Annotated in this window: 14 protein-coding genes; 12 read left to right on the top strand and 2 right to left on the bottom strand. The window is 29.5% G+C overall.

Annotation, left to right across the window (positions count from 1 at the left end; genetic code table 11):
- Positions 1 to 14 precede the first annotated feature (14 nt).
- The 6 genes from MHI13_RS21815 (at position 15) to MHI13_RS21790 (ending at position 10,189) form a co-directional block, all read left to right on the top strand.
- Positions 15 to 2,018 (top strand): MrcB family domain-containing protein, encoded by a 2,004-nt coding sequence (locus MHI13_RS21815; protein ID WP_340762035.1) that lies wholly within the window; start codon positions 15 to 17, stop codon positions 2,016 to 2,018.
- Positions 2,005 to 3,333 (top strand): 5-methylcytosine restriction system specificity protein McrC, encoded by a 1,329-nt coding sequence (locus MHI13_RS21810; RefSeq protein ID WP_193750995.1) that lies wholly within the window; start codon positions 2,005 to 2,007, stop codon positions 3,331 to 3,333. The genes MHI13_RS21815 and MHI13_RS21810 overlap by 14 nt, the downstream gene beginning before the upstream one ends.
- A 407-nt stretch (positions 3,334 to 3,740) precedes the next feature.
- On the top strand, positions 3,741 to 4,925 hold the full coding sequence (locus tag MHI13_RS21805) for a sigma-70 family RNA polymerase sigma factor (protein WP_064210722.1): 1,185 nt from the start codon (positions 3,741 to 3,743) through the stop codon (positions 4,923 to 4,925).
- Positions 4,925 to 8,152, top strand: a complete 3,228-nt coding sequence (locus tag MHI13_RS21800; RefSeq protein WP_002434962.1) for a DEAD/DEAH box helicase — start codon at positions 4,925 to 4,927, stop codon at positions 8,150 to 8,152. The genes MHI13_RS21805 and MHI13_RS21800 overlap by 1 nt, the downstream gene beginning before the upstream one ends.
- Positions 8,153 to 8,432: 280 nt before the next feature.
- Entirely contained in the window at positions 8,433 to 9,413 is a 981-nt protein-coding gene (sph, locus tag MHI13_RS21795) for a sphingomyelin phosphodiesterase (RefSeq protein WP_176605639.1), read from the top strand.
- A gap of 257 nt (positions 9,414 to 9,670) precedes the next feature.
- Positions 9,671 to 10,189, top strand: a complete 519-nt coding sequence (locus MHI13_RS21790; RefSeq protein WP_002434909.1) for a dihydrofolate reductase family protein — start codon at positions 9,671 to 9,673, stop codon at positions 10,187 to 10,189.
- Between the two features lie 263 nt (positions 10,190 to 10,452).
- Here the strand turns inward: MHI13_RS21790 and MHI13_RS21785 are convergent, their stop codons facing one another.
- Positions 10,453 to 10,947 (bottom strand): isoprenylcysteine carboxyl methyltransferase family protein, encoded by a 495-nt coding sequence (locus MHI13_RS21785; protein ID WP_002469851.1) that lies wholly within the window; start codon positions 10,945 to 10,947, stop codon positions 10,453 to 10,455.
- Positions 10,948 to 11,166: 219 nt separating this feature from the next.
- On the bottom strand, positions 11,167 to 12,144 hold the full coding sequence (locus MHI13_RS21780) for a tRNA dihydrouridine synthase (protein ID WP_002434900.1): 978 nt from the start codon (positions 12,142 to 12,144) through the stop codon (positions 11,167 to 11,169).
- Positions 12,145 to 12,420: 276 nt separating this feature from the next.
- On the opposite strand from MHI13_RS21780, the gene MHI13_RS21775 reads away from it, so the two are divergent.
- From MHI13_RS21775 to MHI13_RS21750, 6 genes are all read left to right on the top strand, one after another.
- Positions 12,421 to 13,470 carry an ABC transporter permease gene (locus MHI13_RS21775; protein WP_064210723.1) on the top strand — a complete coding sequence of 350 codons (1,050 nt, stop codon included), beginning with the start codon at positions 12,421 to 12,423 and terminating at the stop codon, positions 13,468 to 13,470.
- 12 nt (positions 13,471 to 13,482) lie between these two features.
- Positions 13,483 to 14,145, top strand: coding sequence for an ABC transporter ATP-binding protein (locus MHI13_RS21770; protein WP_064210724.1), 663 nt, complete (start codon positions 13,483 to 13,485; stop codon positions 14,143 to 14,145).
- A 352-nt stretch (positions 14,146 to 14,497) separates the two neighbouring features.
- Complete coding sequence (locus MHI13_RS21765; protein ID WP_064210747.1) at positions 14,498 to 15,967, top strand: trypsin-like peptidase domain-containing protein; 1,470 nt, start codon at positions 14,498 to 14,500, stop codon at positions 15,965 to 15,967.
- Positions 15,968 to 16,583: 616 nt separating this feature from the next.
- Complete coding sequence (locus MHI13_RS21760) at positions 16,584 to 17,300, top strand: D-ribitol-5-phosphate cytidylyltransferase (RefSeq protein ID WP_340762033.1); 717 nt, start codon at positions 16,584 to 16,586, stop codon at positions 17,298 to 17,300.
- On the top strand, positions 17,293 to 18,321 hold the full coding sequence (locus MHI13_RS21755; protein ID WP_023350872.1) for an alcohol dehydrogenase catalytic domain-containing protein: 1,029 nt from the start codon (positions 17,293 to 17,295) through the stop codon (positions 18,319 to 18,321). Before MHI13_RS21760 ends, MHI13_RS21755 begins: the two co-directional genes overlap by 8 nt.
- Positions 18,309 to 20,027, top strand: a complete 1,719-nt coding sequence (locus MHI13_RS21750; protein WP_064210726.1) for a CDP-glycerol glycerophosphotransferase family protein — start codon at positions 18,309 to 18,311, stop codon at positions 20,025 to 20,027. Before MHI13_RS21755 ends, MHI13_RS21750 begins: the two co-directional genes overlap by 13 nt.
- The last annotated feature ends 475 nt before the right edge of the window (positions 20,028 to 20,502 follow it).

The raw sequence follows: 20,502 nt of genomic DNA, 5'->3' as shown, positions 1-20,502 counted from the left end.
TGTCTTTGTCAAATTTGATTAAAAAAATTAGTCATACATATTTTAAAGAAAAGGCAACCGGTAAATTTAAAGGTGCACAGGTTGGAAAATTAGTGCGAAATAAAATGGTTGAGGAACTAAGAAATATAGAAGATCTAAAAGACTTTAAAATTAAAGGTAGTATAGGGAATGGTCAATTTGCTGCTATACCTTGGGTTGCTATTATGGATAAAGATGTAACAACAACTACTTCTAAAGGTATGTATATTGTTTTTTTATTTAGTAGTGATGAAAAAGAAGTATATCTAACTTTAAATCAGGGTGCCGAATACTTTAAGGATAAAAAGTTAAAAGATCATGACATAGTAAAAATATCAAAGTCAATTTATGAAAGCTTAGACTCTCCAGAAAGTGAACCTATAGATATTAATTTAAAATCTGAAACGTCGTTAGGTAGGGCTTATGAAAAAACTGCGATTAGTGGATTTAAATACTACAGTGATGATATGCCTGATACATCAATAATAGTTAGTGACATTATTAAACTATTGAATGATTATGAACAATTAGTTAGGACATTCAAAGAAAAGGGACAAAATATTGACCAATTTTATCAATATATACTAAATCCTAAAGTAAGCAAATATCAACTTTTCAAAAACTTATTCAGAAATTTTGTAGAACAAAGTCAAATTAATATTACGAGTAACGATAAAAGTACTGAAATCAAACATGAAGGTCTTGAAGATATAGAAGTTATAAAAATTAAAGATTATAACTCCATAAATATGAATGGTGTTGATTTTCATGTCCATTTATTTAATAGCGGACAATATGGGAGAAAAAATGGGAACGGAAGCGGTAAAATTCCATATATATGTTATAAAACTTCTAACTCAAGATGGGTAAATATTAGAACAACATTTGAAGATTATAAAATGACTGTTGCTAGAATAACATTGTGGGATGAAATAAACAAAAAAGAACAAGAAACAGAACATGTTTACAAGATTGAAGAAATGGATTTATTTTCTGACAATCCACCTAATGAATATTTCAAACAATTTTATAATGATTATATGAACTATAAAAACGAGGGGAGTTTTATGATAGAAAGTGGGATTTTGAAAGATATAACTAAGAAATTGATTAAGTCAAGAAATATTATATTAAGAGGGGCGCCTGGTACGGGTAAGAGCTATTTAGCTAAAGCAGTAGCTTCCCAAATCATTGGAATATCTGATGAACAACTAGATTCCTCTGAACAATTTGAATTTGTACAGTTCCACCCAAATTATGATTATACTGATTTTGTTCAAGGTATAAGACCTATTATAGATAAAAATGAAAACATGGGTTTTAAACTAAAATCTGGAATATTCAAAACATTTTGTGAGAAGGCTATAAAAACACAAAACAATAATTTTTCTGATGAAGTTGTAGAAAAACATGAAAATTACAATGAAAATGATAAGAAGTATGTATTTGTAATTGATGAAATTAATAGAGGAGAAATTTCAAAGATATTTGGAGAGTTATTCTTTTCAATTGACCCTAGTTATAGAGGAATTACAGGAGCAGTAAAAACTCAATATTCAAATATGGGAGCTGAAAGTGATAAATTTTATATTCCTGAGAATGTATATATCATAGGTACCATGAATGATATTGACCGTTCCGTAGATACATTTGACTTTGCGATGAGACGTAGATTTAGATTCATTGAAATTAAAGCAAATGAAAATATTGAAATGTTGGAGTCACTAGGAGATAAAAAAGAGGAAGCTACTATTAAAATGATTAGCCTCAATAATGCAATTTCGCAAGTAGAAGAATTGGATAGTAATTATCATATAGGTGCAGCTTATTTTCTAAAATTAAAAGATATGAGTTTTGAAGAACTATGGGAAGACTATTTAGAGCCACTATTATCTGATTATGTAAGAGGCTTGTTTGGTGAAGAAGAGATTATGGAATCATTTAAAACGGCTTATACTAATCCAAATTTAGAATTAGGTTCAGAAGATGAATCTGATTAAAATTAAAGATAATTCTTCCAGAAACTCTAATGAATTTAGCGAGATTCCTAACATAATTTCTTCAGTATTGGATAAAAGTGTCTCAGAACTTGAGAAGACAGGTATATTTGTTTTTCCTAATAGTTTAAAAGAACAAGAAGGGATAACTGAAGAACAAACAATCCTAAATAAAGTGGGTCAAAATTATCGTTCTAGCAACATTATGGGATTCCTTGGCTACAATCAAGAGAATTTGATCATTGAGTCACGTTTTTCAGAAGGACAAAATGATTATTTTTTTCAATATTTAATAGAAAATGTCCTAAAAATCCCATATGTAATTGATCTAAATACAATAATTGATAGAGATGAAAAAGTAATTGATCTTTTTATATTTATATTTCCTTATTATTTAAAGAAAGCTATGCGAAAAGGGTTGTATAAAGAATATACAAGAAATGAGTACAATAATCATAATGTAAAAGGAACTATAGATATTCAAAGACATATTAAAAATAATACACCATTCATAGGTAAAATAGCTTATTCTCAGAGAGAGTTTTCATATGATAATTATATTCTTCAGTTAATTAGACATACGATAGAATTTATTAAGAAGAAAAAAGAAGGCGTCAATGTATTAAGCAATGTTAGGAATGAAGTAAGAGAAATTTGTGAAGTCACTACTAGTTATAATTATTTAGATAGAAATAAAGTATTAATGTTTAACAATAAACAGCCTATCAGACATGCATATTATAAAGAGTATAGAGAATTACAAAAACTTTGTTTAACAATTTTACAACAACATAAGCATTACATAGGTAGTAACGCTGAGAAAATTCATGGAATCATATTTGACGGTGCATGGTTATGGGAAGAATATATTGACACTTTAATTCATGAAGATTATTACCATCCTAAAAATAAAGGTGGTAGTGGAGCTCAAAGATTATTTAGTACACAAATGGGTGCCAAAATAGGATTGATTTATCCAGATTTTATTGGGCGTAATCAAAATTATAGAATAATAGGAGACGCTAAATATAAACCAATCCAAAATATAGGGAATAGAGATTATTTGCAAGTTTTAGCTTATATGTATAGATTTGATGCTAAAACAGGTTATTATTTCTTTCCAAATCAAACTGGAAAAAGTAATGAAGTATTATTTTTAAATCAAGGAATAACATATGAAAAAAATGTGCAAATGCGTGAAGATATAAAAATTATTAAAGTTGGACTCACAATCCCTAAAGAAACGTTAGATTATAGAGAGTTTGCCGAGAAAATGAAAATATCAGAACAAGAATTTTTAGAGAAAATAAAATTGTAATACCACTTTTATAAAATTATTTAATCATGAGTTTTAAAGCAGAGTAGTCAAAAAAATTTGGCTACTCTGTTTTTATTAGATGATCTTAGTGTAAAAGTACATGTATTAATTTGTGATTAGTTGAAGTATACTTCTTTAGCCTTATCCGCTAAAAGCAGCCAAATAATAAAAACATAATAAATAGGATTTTATAAACAATATATTTATACAACAGGTATATTTTGTACTAATTAAAGTTCAAGAATAGTTAAATGACTTAGAAAACTCCTTCTTCGAATTAAAAATTAATTAAATTTTGAAATACATATTAATTTAATGTTTAATTGCAGTTTGTTTATTAGTAATAGTAAAATAAGTATGAATATAAGAGATTGAATTTTTTATTATGGGGATAAGGGAGAGATTCAATGAATAACGAATTAGAATTACTAGAATTTTTAAGGGGTTATTCTAATGAAAATAATTTAACTTTAAGTTTTGAGGAATTACTCAAACTGTTTAATGATCAAAAAGCTCCAATTAGTAATTACTTATATAGCAAAATATTTTTTGACAAAGAAAAGGGGATAAAATTCATAAATAAACTTGGATTATATTTTCCTGAACAAACAAAGCAGCGATATGATTTTAATGAAAGTAAGGATGGTCATTCTATTACTAAAGATGATGTAGCAACATTAGTTGAATCAAATGATGATTTTTTTGACGACATTACTGAATCTGATGAGTTTAAAAAAATCAAAGATATTGATCTTGTTACTAAAGTCGATACTTATAAATTTAATGATTTATATTTTGAAAGATTACAAGAAAATGAAAAAGATATTGAATTAATTACGCAAATAGTTAATGCTAATCAACAACTTGTTATGAAAATAGCTTCTAGATATCAAAAAACTGTACTTGGCTCAATTCTGGATTATGATGATCTGATATCTAGTGGTAATTTAGGTCTATTAAAAGCAATCAAAAAATTTGATTTATCCTTAGGATATCAATTTTCAACTTATGCAACTTGGTGGATTAAACAAAATATAACTAGAGATATTGCTGATAGAAAACATACGATTCGTTTACCAGTTCATATGGTAGAAAGTTTAAATAAATTTAATTATTTATTAAAAAAGTATGGAAATTATTCAACAGAAGAAATTGAAAGAATTTGTACGTCAGAAATGAATATAACTAAAGAAAAATTTTATGAGTTGTTGTATATAGATAAAATATTCAATAAAAACCTTGCTTCTTTACAATCTTCTATAGGAGAGGATAGCGATACTAGCTTGGGGGAAATGTTGAGTCATGATCAAAACTTATATCAGAATGAAAGCATCACTCCAGAAGAAATAATAACTCGTAAAATTTTCAGGGAAGAGATGGAAAACTATTTTAAAGCTATGTTAAGTGAAAAACAAGAAAACATATTGAAACAAAGGTTAGGTTGGAATGCTCCTTCTAAAACTTTGGAGGAAATAGGTGTAGATTATGGTGTAACTCGTGAAAGAATTAGACAAATCGAGGCTAAGTCTTTAGACAAGTTAAGAAGAAAATTAGAAAAAGATGGAATTCGTAGATATTTGGAGGAACTATAATGAAGCTACAAGAAGTAATTAACAATAGGAAAGAAAAATTCTTTGTTTTAATGGGATTTACTAGCGATGAATTATTAAATTTACCTAACAAGTTATTAAATTTACCTATATTTAATGGGATAAATGAGTATATATATAATCCAAATAAAACTTTAACTCCTGATCTATTTACTAACTTTTTTACCACTAATCAAAAAAGTTGGCTTACGTATGAAGAATTTTTTATATTAAGAGGTTTTATAGAAAGTGCTATAAAAAAAGAAGACATTGTATTTATTTATAACAATAAGTATTTAGGTCTATACCCATTTAATTATTCCTTTGATGAAATTGAAAGTTTTTATGAGAATCTATTCACCACTAATAATATTGATTTTAAAGCTAATGATATCGATGAAAAAGTGACAGAACTTTACACTAATATTAAGAAAATAAATAATGAGTATTATATAGCTTATAATACACAGTTGTTTGAAGAATATTCTGTTATTAATTTATATAATAATGAAAAAGATTTAGAATCATTTAAAGAAATTGATAACGATAGATATGATTATTCTTTTGATTATAATGACGACCCAGAATCGATTATAAATTTAATTAATTTCTTAAATAAAAACGAGCATAAGATAATTGTACTTACACTCCCTTCGGAAGTGGAACAATATTTTTCAGTACTAGCAAACATATATGATCGTCATCAATTTATTTACTATATTCCTCAAGTTAAGCAAAGAATTATACCTAGAGAAAGTCAATATTTAGAAATTTTAAAAAAATATTGGGACTATGAGAGTTTTAGAGATCTTGATATTTATGAAGATATTCACACCAGAGAAATATCAAAAATTAGTCAAGCTCAAATTATTGATGAAATAGTAGAACAAATGAAAATTGCTAATAATAAAAAAACACCCAAGGATATATTTATAACCTCATCTACTGGAGCAGGAAAATCGATAATGTTTCAATTACCTTCTCTGTATATGAAACACAAAGATCCTGAGAATAAAAAATTGACTATAGTTATATCTCCACTAATTGGATTGATGAATGATCAAGTGGAAAATTTAAATAAACTAGATATCAAAAGTGCAAAGACTATTAATTCTGGAATTTCCCCTACAGAAAAAGCAACTATAGCTAAAGATATTAAAGATGGAAAAATAGATATATTGTATGTATCTATAGAAACGCTTGTTAATAGAGGAGATATCCAATCATTAATTGGTGAAAGAGAAATTGGGTTGTTTGTTGTAGATGAGGCTCATACAGTCACAACATGGGGCCGTACTTTCCGAGTCGATTATTGGTTTATGGGCAGTTATATAAATGAATTGAGAAAAAAATACACTTTCCCAGTCGTTACATTTACTGCAACAGCTATAGTTGGTGGTCCAGAAGATATGTACACTGAAATCAAACGTTCTTTAAATTTAGTTTCTCCAATTCGCTATATTGGAAGTATAAAGAAAGAGAATGTGTTCCTAAATATAAATTCAATTAATGATGAGACTAAGAAGAAATACGGAAATGATGCTAAACAAATTAAAGATAAATTGCTTATATCTAGAATAGAAAAAAATGTTGAAAAAAAGAAAAAAACTTTAGTTTATTTCCCAACAGTAGTGAGTATAAATCAATTTAAAAATACTTTAGAGGCTTACAAACCAAAGATGTATGAGAAAGTTGCTATTTACCATGGTCAATTAAGTACTGATAATAAAAATATTAATTTTAGAAATTTCAAAACTGGTGAACAACCCATAATTCTTGCAACTAAAGCATTTGGAATGGGTATAGATATTCCAGACATAGAGGAAGTGTATCATTATGCTATTTCAGGTAATGTCTTAGATTATATTCAAGAAATAGGACGAGTAGCTAGAAAAAAAGAACGTGGTAAAGCATGTTTAGATTATATTCCTAATAAAGATTTTAATGATTTTAAAAAATTAAAAGCTTTATCCTCTATTAAAAAAGGACAACTTCTATCTATTATGGATAAAATTAAAAGCATATATAAAGAGTCAGGTAATAAGCGTTATTTAACTATTAATATAGAGTCTTTTAATTATATTTTTAATAATGATTTTGAAGACACCGACGATATCGAAAATAAGGTCAAACTTGCTTTACTTACTATCGAAAATGATTTTAAGCAGAAGACGAATTACCCTCCTTTCGTTACAAGACCAGGGTCGCTAAATAGTCAGGATATTATTTTAGCTACTGAAGCCAACAAAAAGTATTTTGAAAGTTCGAAATACAGACGTTATTTTCACTTTCTTGAAGAAATTCAAAACTCGCATTATAAATATATCTTTATTTTTGATACTGAAAAATATTGGAAAGAACATTATCAAACTATTTCTTTTCCTCAATTTAAGTATAAAGTTGGACAATCTAGTGATGAAATTAAATACGATCCAGTACTAAATAAACTCAATTTTTCTTTAAGTTATATTGTGAACTTTAATGGTTTCTCTAATGAAGATAAAGCTCAAAGTGAATTAAATCATATTATTAGTAAAGTAGAGGATGCGTTAAGAGAATTTGCTTCTAAACAAAACTATTTTAGTGAACAAGATTTAGCTAAGAAATTAGTAAGTTTACAAGTAGCGAATAAAAGAGAAAGTTATAGATTATCATCTCTAATTATCAATACACTTATTCAAATAAACTCTCTCCTTAGTTTGAGAGATATAGAAGTAGCTACAAATGAAACTTATAAAATCACAAATAATTATGAGGATTTACTTACTAAATTAAAAGAAACATTTTCGTTATTAGTAAACGATACAGCAAAATCTGTTGAAATTAATAAAGTTCGATACTATATTTTCAAAAATAGTAATAATGAGAAGATAGATCACATCAACGTATTGCTCGGGTTCCTTGAAGCATTTGGATTAATAGATTTTGAGATGAAAGGCGGAGCAACGCCTTCTATAAACATCAGAATGAATGCTATCTCACAATTAGAAAAAGCATTAAGCAATCCAGGTAAATATCGCAATCATTTATTAGAAGATCAATACAAAAATTTCATTCGCAGTATTGAAATGTTCAAATATTTATTTACTTTACCAACTGAAGGTGAAAACTCTCGTGAAAGAATAGTCAATTACACAAAACTATTCTGGTCTACTATTGAGGATTACTTCTTTGGAGTTATTCCATCTAAAGTTGAAAGTGAAGTAAATAATAAATTATATAAGAATTAATATTATGTAATTGAAATTCGTGGTTTATTCTACGATTTTATTTGTGAAGCTATGAACGTTATATTATGTTTTATAATAAAGAAAATAACGGATCTTATAGCAATAAATATTAATCAATACAATCATTTTTGTAAAAATGATTTTTCAACTTTCTAACATAATCCTTATTATTTTAAGTATTTATTAAAATTTTATTTAATTATAGTAATTTTTAAAAATAACATAATTTCTTTTGTTATACTCATTTCATCAAACGAAATGAGGTGTATGAATGAGGTATTTGAACTGGTCACGCAAATGTTTAATTACTACATTCCTAATTGTAAGCAGTTTATTATTAGCATTTTCCACAATTACTTATGCTAATGAAAGTAAGTCTGAAGACAGTCTTAAAATCACAACACATAACGTTTACTTCTTACCTACAGCATTATATCCCAATTGGGGACAATCGCAGCGCGCTGATTTAATTTCAAAAGCTGATTATATACAAGATCAAGACGTCGTTATTTTTAATGAATTATTCGATAAAAAAGCATCCAATCGTCTTTTAACAAATTTACAATCTCAATATCCTTATCAAACGCCTATTGTTGGTAAAGGTACAGACGGTTGGCAACAGACTTCAGGTACTTATAGAAAAGTAAAACCAGTGAGCGGTGGCGTTGGTATTGTAAGTAAATGGCCAATCATTGAACAAGAACAACATATTTACAAAAAGGGTTGCGGCGCTGATAAAGCTGGCAATAAAGGTTTCGCATACATTAAAATTAATAAAAATGGTAAATACCAACACATTATTGGAACACACCTTCAAGCTGAAGATCCAATTTGTATTAAAGGAAAAGATAAAAAAATTAGACAAAGTCAAATGGACGAAATTAAACAATTTATCAAAGATAAACATATTCCTAAAAATGAACCTATATATATCGGCGGTGATTTAAATGTCATTAAAGGTTCAGAAGAATATCAACAAATGTCTGATAACTTGAACGTTTCATTGCCTACTCAATTTGAGGGCAACGCCTATAGTTGGGATACACAAAGCAATGACATTGCGAAATATAACTATCCTAAATTAGAACCACAGCATTTAGATTATATTTTACTAGATCGTGATCATGCACAACCAAGCTCATGGCATAATAAAGTACACAAAGTGAAGTCACCAGAATGGTCTGTGAAATCTTGGGGCAAGACATATAAATATAACGACTATTCTGACCATTATCCACTTTCTGCATATGCATCGAATTAGTATTGCTATGTATTTGAATATTAATACTTAAAATAGGAGCTATATGGAAATCATAATTTAAAATTGATTTCTCATATAGCTCTTTTTTTAAATTACCAATGCATGAGTATGGGCCCTCTTTCAGTAACTTTACAAAGGAATTATAAACCAAACATGCTAATATGTATGAAGTAAATAATAAATGTAATTGTATGATTGTGAGGACGCTCAAATTTAGATTGAGCAACTTATATATAATAAAAAAAGGGAGTTTGATTATGACGAAAGAGGTATGTGCGTATCTAGCTGTCTCAGTGGACGGCTTTATAGCTGATAAAGATGAATCAGTTCAGTTCTTAGAAGAAGTCAAAGGCGAAGGGGATAATGGCTATTCAGATTTTTATAATAGCGTAGATGTTGTAGTAATGGGTGGACGTACCTTTAGATGGTTAATTAATAATGGTGTTGAAGAGAATCCGTATCAAGGTAAGAAGGTAGTAGTAATTTCCTCGAAAGTCACAGATATTGATTGGGATATTGAATTCTATAGCGGTGACTTAGACGAACTTTTTAATAGATTTAATAATAATGAAAAAATATGGATTGTTGGTGGAGGTAAGTTGATTTCAACTTTAATTAATTTGAAGATCATAACATCGTTAAAATTGACCATAGCGCCAACACTACTCACCCATGGTGTTGAGTTATTCAATTCAATAGATGAGAAAGTAAAACTCCACTTACGTGACGTTACACAATATAATCAATTTGTCGAGTTAGATTATGAAATTATATAAGTAAACAAGGATGTAAATGATTAAATCTGCTTAAATATAAGAGAGATGTTTAACATAAAGGTAAGTGTGAAGGTTGTCTGAAGCAAGACAAACAGTAATGTTAAATTATCTTTTTGATATCCATTGGTTACTTTTACTTCGATTAAACAACTTAGTAAAATTCTACCTTCACATATCTACTAAACATGTTAAAAGCCTATAATTACGGATGAGTACGTTACATTTAAACGCGTTATTCACTTCCGTGATTACAAGCTTTTCCTTTATATATTCATTAATTTCTCCTCTTGTTTAATACGCACAAATAAGAAATATGCATAAGGTATTAATAATACCGTTGAATATGTAGCGTGAGTTAATAATAACACCCCAATTAACTCTGGAATGATATTTAAGAAGTAATTTGGGTGCTTCGTCACTTTATATAATCCTGATTTAATAATAGGATGATTTGGTAAAATGAATAATTTCAAAGTCCAAATACCACCTAAAGTTTTGATTACTATAAATAACATGATATAAGCAAAAACTAATATCATTAAACCGATGCTATTTACTAAACTCAAAGTATCTTTGTTTATAAGTGCTTCTACACCTGCACAAACGTAGATTAAAACATGAGTGATTGCTAGAAATTTTGAATTTTTAACGCCATACTCGATAGCGCCATCTGTTATTAATTGTTGTGAATGATTAATAGATATCTTTAAACTAATTAATCTGATACAGAAAAAGATAAGTAAAATAGTTAAAATCATGGTGTCCTCCGTCTTTTTATAATATGTATAAACCTTAAATGGATAACATACAGTATTTTATAAAGGAAACACATGAAATACTATTAACTATTTATTAATTTTAGAACAATGACATTATTTATTTTTTAGTTTAATCATTAGGAGTCAATCATTCCAAAAGCGAACATTATCAAAATATCCCCCTGATAATCACATGGTTAACAGGGGGATTAGTATATTTTAAACTTCTGTATTATTTCTTTTAGCCTCGAATTCATCGAGCAGTTCGCGTGCTTCGTCTATCGTTTCTGTACTCATCAACTTATGTCGCAATTGACTCGCGCCTTTAATGCCACGAATGTATATTTTAAAGAATCTGCGTAAAGCTTTAAATTGTTGAGTTTCCTCATTTGAATACTTTTCATACAATGATAAATGTAATCTAAACAAGTCTAATAGTTCTTCACTTGTATGTTCACGTGGCTCTTTCTCAAATGCGAAGGGATTGTGGAAGATGCCTCGACCGATCATTACACCATCAACACCATATTTATTAGCAAGTTCAAGACCTTTCTGTCTATCTGGAATATCACCATTAATCGTTAATAAAGTATGTGGTGCAATCTCGTCACGCATTGTTTTAATAGCTTCAATCAATTCCCAATGTGCATCTACCTTGCTCATTTCTCTACGTGTACGGAGGTGGATGGATAAGTTTGCGATGTCTTGTTCAAAGACGTGTTTGAGCCAATCTTTCCACTCATCTATTTCGTAATAACCAAGGCGTGTTTTAACACTTACCGGTAGTCCACCTTCTTTAGTGGCTTGAATAATTTCAGCCGCTCTTTCAGGACGTAAAATTAGGCCAGATCCTTTACCTTTCTTCGCAACATTCGCAACAGGGCAGCCCATATTTAAATCAATCCCTTTGAAGCCCATCTCCTTCAAACCAATACTCATTTTTCGGAATTGCTCAGGCTTATCTCCCCATATATGAGCGACCATAGGTTGTTCATCTTCACTAAACGTTAGACGACCACGAACACTGTGTATACCTTCGGGATGACAATAACTCTCAGTATTTGTAAATTCAGTGAAAAACACATCCGGTCTAGCAGCTTCACTCACAACATGACGAAAGACAATATCCGTCACGTCTTCCATTGGCGCCAAAATAAAAAATGGACGTGGTAATTCACTCCAAAAATTTTCTTTCATAATATATTTAAACCTTCTTAATTATTAGTATCTCGCACATTTATGCATGATGATATTACCATAAAATGTGAACATACACAAAATGAATTTTAATAGCTATCATTTTTGGAAAGGGAGTCTACGAGTAGTCTAAAATAATTACAAAAGCTATATTGCTTAGCTATTTAGATTTAGTTGTATGATTTCTGACCATAAATTCTCAGAAGTACATTTATTATCTCCCAAAGTTTAATAACTGCTATACTAAATTAATAATGCAGACAAAGGAGGTATTATATGTTTCTTGCATGGAATGAAATTAAACGCAATAAGCTAAAGTTTGGCCTGATTATCGGTATTTTAGTTCTTATAAGTTATTTACTCTTCTTACTTTTAGGTTTAGCTAATGGTTTAATTAACATGAATACAGAAGGAATAAAAAAGTGGAAAGCGGATGCTATAGTTTTAAATAAAGATGCGAATCAAACCGTGCAACAATCCATTTTCAAAACATCTAAATCGAACGATAAATTTAAAGAGACCTCCTCATTAACACAAATGGGTGTCATCGCCTCTAATGGTGATAGTGAAGAGAATGCACTACTCTTTGGGATTAAAGCAGATTCATTTTTAATGCCGAAAATAGTTAAAGGTAAAAAATTTGCTAAAGACAATGAAGTCGTTATTGATCAGACACTCAAAGATAAAGGGTTTAAAGTAGGAGATAAGATTAAATTATCTCAATCCGATGAAAAATTACGCATCGTAGGTGTCTCAGAAAGTGCAAAATATAATGCTTCACCTGTTATTTTCACTAATAATAAAACGATGCAAAAAATCAATCCAACGTTAACTACAGATAAAACCAATGCAATAGTTGTGCGAGATAAACACTGGAAAGATAAAAAAGTAGACAAAGATCTTGAAGTGGTAGGTATTAATAAATTTATTGAAGATTTACCTGGATATAAACCACAAAATCTAACAATGAACTTTATGATTACATTCTTATTTATCATTTCAGCAACAGTGATTGGCGTATTCTTGTATGTTATAACATTGCAGAAGAAAAACTTATTCGGTGTTTTAAAAGCACAGGGCTTCACTAATGGCTACTTAATGAAGATGGTTTTATCACAAACATTTATACTAGCATTGATTGGTACATTGATAGGTCTTGTACTTACTATCCTCACAGGATTTGTCCTACCAGAAGCGGTACCGGTTGAATTTAATATTATGACGCTCATAGTGTTTGGGGTTGTTTTAATATTAACATCCTTGATTGGCAGCTTATTCTCGGTATTATCTATTAGAAAAATTGACCCACTCAAAGCAATCGAATAAGGAGGTGCTACAATGTTGAAGTTTGATCAAGTATCGAAAGAATTTAAAGATGGTAACCAAATGATTGAAGCTGTTAAATCCACATCTTTGACCTTTGATAAAGGCGAATTAATAGCTATTGTAGGGCCTTCTGGTTCCGGGAAAAGTACATTCCTAACAATGGCTGGCGCACTACAAACGCCTACAAACGGGGAAATATACATTAATGATAATAAAATTTCACAATTGAGTCAGAAACAACTTGCTAAGATGAGAATGAAAGAAATTGGTTTTATTTTACAATCTACAAATCTAGTGCCATTTCTAACTATCAAACAGCAATTTCGTTTATTGAAAAATTATAAAAAAGAAGTTTTAAGCACTGGCGAATTTGAAAAATTAATAAATGATTTAGGATTGAAAGAAATCGAAAATAAATTACCATCTGAAGTCTCAGGGGGACAAAAGCAGCGTGTGGCAATCGCTAAAGCAATATATACCCAACCGTCTATTATTTTAGCGGATGAACCAACAGCTTCGTTGGATACAGAGAATGCGATGGCAGTAATGAGAATTCTTAAAGAACAATCTAAACAACGTCATAAAACATGTATCATTGTGACGCATGATGAACGTTTAACAAAATTCTGTGATAAAACGTATCATATGGAAGATGGCTATTTAAAAGAAAAGTAGTAGAATAGCGAAATATAAAAATTATAATGATAACGAGTAGAAATTATCGGTTTAGTACACACCTCATCATTTAGAACAAAATCTAGATGATGAGGTTTTCTGTTTTAGTTCTCTGAATCAGTGGTGATTATAAATATCATTGCTGATATAACACTATTTTATAATTAATTTCAATTCTATTTTAAACTGTAAAGAACTTTATTGATAATCAGTTTTTTATATTGTGCAAAACTCACTAATGCATTATAGTTAAAATACATATAAAAAATATACTTATTTCGATAAGAAAGTGGGGACATGCACAGTGTATAGAGGGGAATTATTGGGAAAATTCATTTACACTTCAATTGTGATGCTAGTTATTTTTAGTCTCTCTGCGTTATTACATTTCAACGAGGCAGATGCTGCTACTAAAGGTAATACTGTGATCGTAAAAGAGACACCTAAACACCAAGTAGCTAAACAGTATACAAATCAAACACCTAAAACTAAAAATGGCATTCAACCAACACAAATAACTCATAAAAGTAATCAGCCTACTAGAACGACAAAATATACAAAGCCAACAAAACAAACAACAACACAGTATGTTAAACGTACGAAACCATCTTCGACTCATGTAGTACCAAACAATCTTCACAAACCAAGTACTACTAAACATGTGGGAAAATCATATTCAAAGCAAACGACTCAACCAAAACAACGTAAAACACTTAAACACACAATTATTCATCACAAAGTTTCACCAACTAAAGTTAAACCTCAAAAGACAACGAAAGCTATCAAACCGGGTAACAAGAAACCTCATTGGTTATCAACAGCAACTAAAACAAAAAAGGCACCATCAACTTCAAAAGTTACTAAAACGACATCGAAGCGTACTTCCTCAACTGTAACAAAAAAGAAATCCACAAAACCGAGTGTCAAAACTTCAATCAAAACAACAACTAAGTCAAAAGCAAAACCAACCTCAACAGTAAAAGTAAAATCAAAATCAACGTATTCACAACCTAAAAAGAATTACTACAATAAACCACCTAAACGTTGGCCATCCAATGTACCAGGTGGGGATAACGTGCGTGATTTCGGTCAAACGACAAAAGAATCAGGCATTGATGATGCTCTAAAAATCATGAAGAAATCGGGGAATAAGGGCGTTACAATCGAGCATACTAAAGCGAAAGACGCTAATATCGCAACTGTATTTAATTGGAATCCGACAGCTAAACAATTAACTTACGGTACGGGTACAGCAATTGGTAGACATACGATTTTAACTGCGAATCATGTAGTGAATGATCAACGTGCACACAAACCATTAACACCTGCACAACCTGAGAACATGAGAATCAACTTATTACAAGAAGGTTCCAAAGTAGTTCGTTCGCTCCAAGTATTTGGCGTTCAAATGTTGCAATACGGAGATGTCGCATTGGTTTATACATATGAAGACATTTCTAAATATATGAAAATACGTAAGATTGCATCAGAAAGTACCATTAAATCAATGAAAGCTAATACGCCAATTCATATGTATCACTATGGTACGCCATATGGAAAATATAAAAATGATCCAGCTGGTACGATGTATCATTCTAAAGGTAAATATTCCATGACTGCACGAAATGTAAATCCTATCGGCTACTATCAAATGATGGCTGAACCCGGTTCATCTGGTGGAGCTGTTTTAAATAGCAAAAACGAAATTATCGGTGTTCACGCTTTTAGAGTGGATGCTGGAGATTATAAGAAATACCATTTAAACACAATGGCAGAAATTAGAGGTAAATTACGTAAGGAAATTATAGATAATATTGTGTAAAAATTTATTGGGCATGATTTGGAAATATTAAGTAGTTTAAGTTTGGACCTCTAAAGTAGTTAAAAACTCTAACTAGAAATACAAAGTGCATGTTAGAGAGGTTAGGTGGAAATTTTATCAATAGTAGCAGTAGTTGCATTGTCCACACTCCTTTAATCGAATTTGTATTTTAATTTTTTACTACATTAAAGGTTTGTTTCCTATTTTTGTGTAGGAAATAAGCCTTTTAATTATGGTATATAGTTTTTTGTTTTAAAAAAGTTTCTGAAACATAGTGTGGTATCAAACTAGGGCACAAAAGTTTTTGTAATTGATGGGAAACCACAATATAAAAATGATATTTAATAAAATAAATGCAATATGTATATACAAGTCAAAGTTTTGGTATAATGAAAAAATATTATTGTTTTAATTAAATGTTTGTATGTTTATGTATGTTATTTATTCATCATAAAGCGTAGGACAATTAATTAAAAAGAATGCGTACCAATCATTAGATTCTGCTTAGTAAATTTTAAATGAGATTAATATAAGGGAATTAGTGACAATACTTACATTAGTGAGATTCAGAATAAGTGAGCATAATTAATTTTAAATGGGGAGTGAAATTAAAACTATGATATACGCTGGTATATTAGCAGGCGGTATTGGGTCTAGAATGGGGAATGTCCCTTTACCGAAACAATTTTTGGATTTAGATGAGAAACCTATCATAATTCACACAGTTGAGAAATTCTTACTAACTAGTGAATTTGATAAAATATTTATTGCAACACCACAAAAGTGGATTTTACATACGAAAGATATATTACAAAAACACCAAATTAATGATGATAGAATCGAAGTTGTTCAAGGTGGCTCAGATCGTAACGAGACTATTATGAATATCATCAAAGAAGCAGAAAAAGTGCACCCTATCACTGATGAAGATGTCATTGTTACACATGATGCAGTTAGACCTTTTTTAACGCATCGAATTATTAAAGATAATATTGATGGTGTTTTGGCACATGGTGCCGTTGATACAGTAATATCTGCAACTGATACAATTATAACTTCTCAAGATGGACAGAGAGTACAATCTATACCAGTAAGAAGTGAGATGTATCAAGGGCAGATGCCACAATCATTTAACATCGAATTATTAAGAAACAGTTATGATGCTTTATCAGTAGAAGACAAAGAAATATTAACAGATGCATGTAAGATACTTGTGGTAGCTAATAAAAAAGTAGAATTAGTAATGGGTGAAATGTATAACATTAAAATAACTACACCTTACGACCTTAAAGTAGCAAACTCTATTATAAAGGGTGGGGTTTTAGGTGATTAATCAAGTTTATCAATTGGTAGCACCAAGACAATTTGAAGTATCTTACAATAATGAAAATATTAAAAGCGATAAAGTGGTTGTAAGACCTCTATATTTGTCAATTTGCGCAGCAGACCAAAGATATTACACAGGGAATAGAGATGAACTAGTATTAGAAAACAAACTACCTATGTCTTTAGTTCACGAAGGAGTTGGGGAAGTCGTTTACGATAATAAGGGTGTTTTTAAGGTTGGAACAAGAGTTATTATGATACCTAACACACCGGTGGAACAAGATGAAGTTATAGCAGAAAACTATTTGCCTAGTAGTAAATTTAGATCAAGTGGCTATGACGGATTTATGCAAGATTATGTCTTTATGGAACATGATCGTGTCGTAAAAATTGATGATAGTATAGAAGATTTAAGTACGATTGCATATTCTGAATTGGTAAGCGTAAGTTGGCATGCAATTCACAGATTTCAAAGTAAATCAAATAAGAATAAACGTAGCTTTGGTATTTGGGGCGATGGTAATTTAGGATATATTACTGCAATTTTATTAAATAAATTATATCCTAATGCTTCGATTTACATTTTTGGAAAAACAGATTATAAGTTAAGCCATTTTTCTTTCGCAGATAAGATTTATCATATAAATGCAGTGCCTGAAGGAGTTACTTTTGATCATGCATTTGAATGCGTAGGTGGGAAAGGTAGCCAGTCAGCAGTGAATCAAATTATTGATTTGATTTCACCTGAAGGGACTGTTAGCTTAATGGGCGTAAGTGAATATCCTATTGAAATTAACACAAGATTAGTGTTGGAAAAAGGCTTATTGATGCTAGGAAGCAGTAGAAGCGGAGCGCAAGATTTTATTGATATTGCAAAACTATACAAAGATAATCCAGAAATTGTGGAAAAATTAGCACTACTAAAAGGAAATGAATTAGACGTTAAGACTATTAATGACGTGGTTGATGCATTTGAAGTAGATTTATCAAGTTCTTGGGGGAAAACAGTATTAAAATGGACAATGTAGTAAACCAGACAGCAAACAATAAAGAAATTAGAGTACTAATCGATGACATTTTTTGGGAAAGAGTTCAAATGTATATTAAAGGGCATTTAGAATGTATTAATTCAAATAAAGGTTTATTCAAATTTCAAAATAAGAAAGATGATAAAACTCTTGATATAAAAAATGTGCAATTTAAAGGAAATGAATTTATTTGTCGCTTTAATGTAGCAAAGATAAATGAAGGTTACTTGGAACCGGGTGCTTATACTTTGAATTACATAACTGAAACGCAAACCTATGTTGCTGAAATTAGTAATAAACTTTTGAAAAATAAAGGAAACAAATTTAATCAGTACGATAAAAATTTAGAAGAAATAAAAAAGCAAAAGAAGACCTATCTATTAAAAAGCTTATCAAAGGAATTTAAGAAAAATGGAAAATCTAATAAAAATTATTTTGCTGTGAAACCAGAAATAGAAAATAGCACGAATGCTATTATCTTTAATGTGATATATATGAAGCAAAAAGAAAGTTTAAATTCCGAAGTAGATTCTGCTTTTTCTTTAGGAAAAATCAAAAAGAAGGTTTTGTTTGAAATACGTGAAAGTTTGTTTAAAAGTATTTTTAGTCTTTCTAAGCTAGTTCATTTCAAAAAAGGAAAGACAATTTTGTTTACATCCGAATCACGAGGCAGTTTATCAGGGAATTTTTTGTACATTTATAACGAAATGATAAGGCAAAATTTACAACATAAATTTAAAATTTATAAAATATTTAAACCACATATTTCTGATAGATATAAATTTACTGATAAATTCAAATTACCATATTTATTGGGGAAATCTGATTTTATTTTTGTTGATGACTACCACCCGACAGTAAACAAAGTAAAGTTTAGAAAAACACAAGAAATTATTCAAGTTTGGCATGCGGTGGGTGCTTTTAAAACTATAGGTTACAGTCGTATCGGAAAAAAAGGTGGTCCCTTTTTTGATTCAACTGGACATAGGAATTATACCAAAGTTTATGTTTCTTCTAGTTCTACTATACCAATGTATGCTGAAGCGTTTGGTATTGATGAAAGTAAGGTTATAGCTACAGGCGTTCCTCGTACCGATATGTTATTTGATAAGTTATATGAAGAAAAAACGATATCTAAATTAAAAAAAGAATTGCCTATAATAAATGGTAAAAAAGTAATCTTATTTGCACCAACATTTAGAGGAGACGGGCATCGATCAGCGTTTTATCCATTTAGCAACATTCATTTTGGTCATTTGGCGAATTACTGTCGCAATCATAACGCAGTCGTATTATTTAAAATGCATCCCTTTATTAAAGAAAAAATAAAAATTTGCGAAGAATATGAAGACTGTTTTAAAGATATTTCTGAATATAGAGAGATTAATGATATTTTATTTATTTCTGATATTTTAGTTAGTGATTATTCATCTTTGATATACGAATTTGCCAGCTTCAAAAGGCCAATGTTGTTTTATGCATTTGATTTAGAAAATTATACTTTGACACGTGATTTTTATGAGTCATATGAATCATTTGTTCCAGGAAAAATAGTAAAGAGTTTTGATGAGTTAATCGAAGCATTAGACAATGAGGATTTTGAATCAGAAAAAGTTGCTCAATTTTTAGGTAAACACCTTCAACATCAAGATGGCCTAGCAAGTCAACGTTTAGTGAACGACGTGTTTAAGAATGATATTTCATAAATAAAAAAGAGAGAAGAATTATATGAATTTTTAAATTTAGATTAAGTAAAGGAATGTTTTTAACAATATATCGTTAAGATTAATTTAATGATCAATTATATTGAAATACACAGAGTATTAAATAAGTAATCTTGATAAGCAATATAAATACAACAGCTTATATTACCTCATAAGCTGTTGTATTTAGAGTGTTTAGATCTTCTATTAGAGAATGATTTAACTGTGATTGTCTAAGTATTTATAGACTTATGGAATATTTAAATTTAAAAGACTTAACTCTAACCCCTAATAGTAAAGTAATTTTACTATTTAGCAATTTTTAACATTGTTGGATGAAAAATGCATTAAAGTAATAATTTTATGTAATCATTTCTTATCTTATAGTGATTAATTAGTTTAATTAAACTGGCTTGATATAAGTCAATAAATAAAGTATCCCTTAATTTTCTGGGAAATACTTATCGCAAACTTTATG

The organism is Staphylococcus sp. FSL K6-0223 (assembly GCF_038008285.1).
The sequence above is the reverse complement of the archived record's forward strand: the minus strand, read 5'-3'. Positions and strand labels throughout refer to the sequence as shown.